This window comes from Microcystis sp. M53598_WE2 (assembly GCF_030067735.1).
In the GTDB taxonomy this organism is placed as follows: Bacteria; Cyanobacteriota; Cyanobacteriia; order Cyanobacteriales; family Microcystaceae; genus Microcystis; species Microcystis aeruginosa.
Genome location: NZ_JASJFE010000677.1, coordinates 1 through 4,719 on the forward strand (window position 1 = coordinate 1; position 4,719 = coordinate 4,719).

The 4,719-nt window shown below is 44.0% G+C and carries 6 protein-coding genes; 3 read left to right on the plus strand and 3 right to left on the minus strand.

What is annotated here, in order from left to right:
- The first annotated feature begins 128 nt into the window (after positions 1 to 128).
- On the plus strand, positions 129 to 1,082 hold the full coding sequence (locus PX636_RS13800) for an aldo/keto reductase (RefSeq protein ID WP_288117598.1): 954 nt from the start codon (positions 129 to 131) through the stop codon (positions 1,080 to 1,082).
- Between the two features lie 127 nt (positions 1,083 to 1,209).
- Entirely contained in the window at positions 1,210 to 2,277 is a 1,068-nt protein-coding gene (gene recA / locus PX636_RS13805) for a recombinase RecA (RefSeq protein WP_288117599.1), read from the plus strand.
- A gap of 23 nt (positions 2,278 to 2,300) precedes the next feature.
- Here the strand turns inward: recA and PX636_RS13810 are convergent, their stop codons facing one another.
- The 3 genes from PX636_RS13810 to PX636_RS13820 all read right to left on the minus strand — a co-directional run bounded on the left by PX636_RS13810 (position 2,301) and on the right by PX636_RS13820 (position 4,123).
- Positions 2,301 to 2,897 (minus strand): hypothetical protein, encoded by a 597-nt coding sequence (locus PX636_RS13810; RefSeq protein ID WP_002798714.1) that lies wholly within the window; start codon positions 2,895 to 2,897, stop codon positions 2,301 to 2,303.
- Positions 2,898 to 2,941: 44 nt separating this feature from the next.
- Complete coding sequence (locus PX636_RS13815; protein WP_288117600.1) at positions 2,942 to 3,811, minus strand: bile acid:sodium symporter family protein; 870 nt, start codon at positions 3,809 to 3,811, stop codon at positions 2,942 to 2,944.
- A gap of 189 nt (positions 3,812 to 4,000) precedes the next feature.
- Positions 4,001 to 4,123: a hypothetical protein gene (locus PX636_RS13820; protein ID WP_283160069.1), complete on the minus strand. Its 123-nt coding sequence runs from the start codon at positions 4,121 to 4,123 to the stop codon at positions 4,001 to 4,003.
- 313 nt (positions 4,124 to 4,436) lie between these two features.
- Between PX636_RS13820 and PX636_RS13825 the strand changes: the two genes are divergently transcribed.
- Positions 4,437 to 4,577, plus strand: a complete 141-nt coding sequence (locus PX636_RS13825) for a hypothetical protein (RefSeq protein WP_288117601.1) — start codon at positions 4,437 to 4,439, stop codon at positions 4,575 to 4,577.
- Positions 4,578 to 4,719 lie beyond the last annotated feature (142 nt).

The window sequence follows — 4,719 nt, forward strand, 5'->3', positions numbered from 1 at the left end:
AAGTCCTTTCCCATTAATTATGGGTGGGAATTTCCCGGAATCAAAAAAGGGGGTTAGTGGGGAGTCAGACCAAATATAGGTTACACTTCAACTTTAAATGAGAAACGCTGTCATTCTTTGTAGGGAATATGACTAGACAAACCGCTAATCTCGGACAAACAGGAATTGCCGTCAGTGCCTTGGGAATTGGGACTTGGGCATGGGGAGATAAACTATTCTGGAACTATGGCAAGGAATACGGAGCTAGTCAGGTAGAGGAAGCCTTTAAAGCGGCAGTAGAGGCAGGAATCACCTTTTTTGACACTGCCGAAGTCTATGGACTGGGGGAATCGGAACGACTCTTAGGAAAATTTACGCAAGAGACTGATATTCCCATCGATATTGCCAGCAAATTTGCCCCCGTACCGTGGCGATTGGGGGCGAATGCGGTTCATAATGCCATTACCGAGAGCTTAAACCGTCTAAAAACCGATAAAATGGCCCTTTACCAAGTACATTGGCCCTTCACCTTCCTAATTAGCCAAGAAACCCTAATCAATGCCCTAGGGGAAGAAGTAAAAAGCGGCCGGATTGGTTCCGTGGGTGTAAGTAATTATTCCGCCGAGCAAATGCGTCAAGCAAGCCAGATTTTGGCGAAAAAAGAGGTTCCCTTAGCGGTCAATCAGGTGCAGTATTCGCTTTTGTATCGCAAAATAGAAACTAAGGCAATTTTAGCCACGGCCAAGGAATTAGGTGTCACCATCCTCGCCTACAGCCCCCTCGCTCAAGGACTACTGACGGGTAAATATAGCCCAGAAAGCCAGAATTTGCCCGATGGAGCCAGAAAAGTTGACTCGCGGTTCAAAAAAGAAGGTTTGGAGAAAATAGCCCCAATTTTAAGGGTAATGCAAGAATTGGGCGTAAAATACCAAAAAACCCCCGCACAAGTCGCCCTCAATTGGTTAATCGCCCAAGGGGATGTAATTCCCATCCCGGGGGCAAAAACTGCGGCCCAAGCGAGGGAAAATGCCGGGGCCTTAGGATGGAGTTTAGAAGCGCAAGAGGTGACGCAATTAGAACAGATGAGCCGGCCTTGGCTGTAAAAATCAAAACTTTTGATTTTTGATCACCATTCTGGAAAAAGTCTCTAACTTTTTGGTGATCAAGATTAAAACAGGCTACAATCTTTGCATACTGCTGTACTACTTAAGAAAACTGGGGAGAAAATTAATGGCGACAATGACAAGTAATCCCGATCGAGATAAGGCCTTAGGTTTAGTCTTAAATCAAATCGAGCGCAACTTTGGCAAAGGTTCGATCATGCGTTTGGGAGACGCCACCCGGATGCGGGTGGAAACCGTGCCTAGTGGTGCTTTAACCCTAGATATGGCTTTGGGTGGCGGTTTACCGAAAGGCCGCATCGTCGAAATTTACGGGCCGGAAAGTTCTGGAAAAACCACCTTAGCCCTCCATGCGATCGCAGAAGTGCAGAAAGCTGGGGGAGTGGCGGCCTTTGTCGATGCGGAACACGCTTTAGATCCCACCTATTCGGAAGATTTAGGGGTAGATATCAATAATTTACTGGTGGCACAACCGGATACGGGGGAGGCTGCCTTAGAAATAGTTGACCAGTTAGTGCGTTCTTCGGCCGTGGATATCGTTGTCATCGACTCGGTGGCCGCTTTAGTGCCGCGGGCGGAAATTGAGGGGGAAATGGGGGATAATCAGGTGGGTTTGCAGGCCCGTTTGATGAGTAAAGCCCTGCGAAAAATTGCCGGTAATATTGGTAAATCGGGTTGTGTGGTGATTTTCCTCAACCAACTGCGGCAAAAAATCGGTGTCACCTACGGCAATCCTGAAGTGACCACTGGAGGAACGGCCTTAAAATTTTATGCCTCGGTACGTTTAGATATCCGTCGCATTCAAACTTTGAAAAAAGGCACGGAAGGGGAATACGGAATTCGGGCTAAAGTTAAGGTGGCTAAAAATAAAGTCGCGCCTCCTTTCCGGATTGCTGAATTTGATATTATCTTCGGTAAAGGCATTTCCCAAGTGGGTTGTATGCTCGATATCGCCGAACAAACTAACGTGGTTACTCGTAAAGGGGCATGGTATAGCTATAATGGCGAAAATATTGCCCAGGGTCGCGATAATGCCGTTAAATATCTCGAAGAAAGGCCAGAAGTAGCGGCAGAAATTGAGAAGTTATTGCGGGATAAATTAGACATGGGTTCGGTTCCTTTCCCCACGGAACCGGCCGACGAGGACGATGAGGACGAGCTGGAACCAGAAATCTAAAAGAAGAGGGTTTTAGGTCTTGGTTATCCCCCTATTTTGGGGGATTTTTTAGCTTCAGAATCGATAGATTTAGCGGCTTCTAACCATGATTGTAAACCTTTTTTAGTCGGTGTTCCTCTAGGGGTAAAAGTCCATATATCTCGTTTATGTTGGGGTCCGTAGCTGATATGAATCGGGCGATTAATTCCGTAAAAATAGAGAGAATCAAAGGGTAATTTTTGGGTTAAAATCCAATCGATCAGGCGATCGCTAGTTAAATCGATAATCCGAAAATCACAGGCTGCCCCCAATCGCTGACAATAATATTGACCTTTTTGATTAATTTCGTGGGCGCAATGTTGATCACGACTGGGATCGATTCTACCGTTTTTTAAGCCAGTGATTGGGTCTTTTTTTTGGAGAAATTTTCTCAGATCATTGGAACAAAATCCATAGGTTAATTGGAATTTTTCTCGACCAAAGTTATCAATAATTGGATCGATAATAAAGTGAGCGAGATTTTGCCAAGCGGTTATCGTTGCGGGATTTTTTGGGTAGGGATCGACTTGTGCTGCGTACTTTTGATAGGTTTGGGAACAGGTAGATAATTCTTCTAGGGTTAAATATTTACCAATTAACATAATCAGTTATCAGTTTTTTAGCTATATCCTATCACCAGATTTAGCTATTTTGCCAAAGCTGCTTTTTTGCGACCATAATAAACAGCGACAAAAGCGCTGACATACATCCATAAACTATAGACAATTGCGGGAATGGCCAGATCGGGATTCTTTAATAAACCGGCAGTGATGCCAATAGCTAAAGTGCCGCTTTGAATACCCACTTCAATTGCAATACAAATTCTTTGGGGAATAGTTAATTGAAATAAACGACCACTGAAAAAGCCAATTAGGGAAGCAATCGTATTTAAAATGATCACTGCGATGCCAGTTTGAGCGATAAATAAAGGTAAACGTTGCCATTCTCTCAGGATTAATAAGAAGATAATAACCGCTAGAAAAATCACGGCTAAACGATTAGTTATCGGTTCCAGACTTTTGGCCCGTAAAGGGAAGTAATGGCGGATAGTCATACCCATAACCAGGGGTAAAACTATAATCAAAAATATCTGCGCCATAGTGGAACCAATGGGTAGGGAGATGGCGGCACTTTCACCCATAAAATGCTGGAGAATGAAACTAGCTAAAAAAGGTATTGTGAAAATGGTGATGATGCTGCTAAAAGCGGTTAAAGTAACAGAAAGGGCCACATCTCCCTTAGCTAAATAGGTTAAAACATTGGAGGAAGGACCGCCGGGGCAAATGGCGACAATCATTAAACCGACGGCAATTTCTGGCCGGAGAGGCAAAAGAGAAGCAATAATAAAGCCGACGATCGGTAGAATAATAATTTGATTGACTAAACCGATCAGGACTGCTTTGGGATAACGGGTGATACGCTGAAAATCGGCGAGAATTAATCCCAATCCCATGCCTAACATTAAAACGCCTAGGCCAACGGGTAAGAGGATATTAGTAAAAAAGTCGGCTTGCATGGGATAAAAGCGGAGAAGATGAGCTTATTTTCCCATAAATTGACTGGTTTATTCGTGTCCCTAGTTACCGATTTTGCTGACTAAAAAACCCCCGGTGTGCAGGGGAGATTAAATTGTAGGAGAAATCCAAACCTTGGCGATTTTAGTCCAGTTTCCCTTCCCGCTCCGGGATGATATCCCCGTCCTACTTCAGTTGCTTGGTGGCAACCATGGGATCACAGCTAGGGAACTGCCGATGCGACTGCCACTTTCGACATCAGCAATGCCTAGGGAATGTTGCCGCAGGACTTCCATCAAAAATAACGAGGGCAAATTTTCCTTCTAAATCCCGCAGTCCTTGAATTCCTTTCTGTTGATAAATTGCTAGGGCGATCGAGGTGGTAGATTTTTGGTGAACGATAGGTGAGTTTTTGCGGTGTTTTCCCTTCTAGATCGAGGGACAGTTTTTTGTCATCTAAGTTGTGTGTAAACATAGCAACCCTCCAGATCTCTACAGTTCTATTGTACCTTTATCCCTGGTTCGAGTGCCGGGGACTGTAATAATGTGTATTATTCGTCAGACAAGACTGAACCGTTGTTTGTTTTAAAGGTAGTCGCAAGTGTAAGCGGATTAATTTTCCTTAGCTTGTTGACCGATTCCCTCAGCACGATTACCGGTTTACTCTTTGCCTCTTTGTGCGATCAAGTTCGAGGATTTGTCTGGGGTAAAGTAATTGATAAAGTAGCTAATTTCCCCGATATCACTCTCTTTGATAATACCGATTGATTGCCCTTAATTAAGTTAACGGAAAAAGGGTTAAATTCTCTAGAATAATTATCCTGAGAATTGGTCATTTTTGAGGAACCGACAGCCTCCCCTGCTGCTAATGCAGAATAGGAAATCTATCAATAGTAATTAGGGTTTGCTG

Coding starts and splice junctions, on each gene's coding strand:
- PX636_RS13800 (WP_288117598.1), top strand. CDS start 129: ATGACTAGACAAACCGCTAATCTCGGACAAACAGGAATTGCCGTCAGT.
- recA (WP_288117599.1), top strand. CDS start 1,210: ATGGCGACAATGACAAGTAATCCCGATCGAGATAAGGCCTTAGGTTTA.
- PX636_RS13810 (WP_002798714.1), bottom strand. CDS start 2,897: ATGTTAATTGGTAAATATTTAACCCTAGAAGAATTATCTACCTGTTCC.
- PX636_RS13815 (WP_288117600.1), bottom strand. CDS start 3,811: ATGCAAGCCGACTTTTTTACTAATATCCTCTTACCCGTTGGCCTAGGC.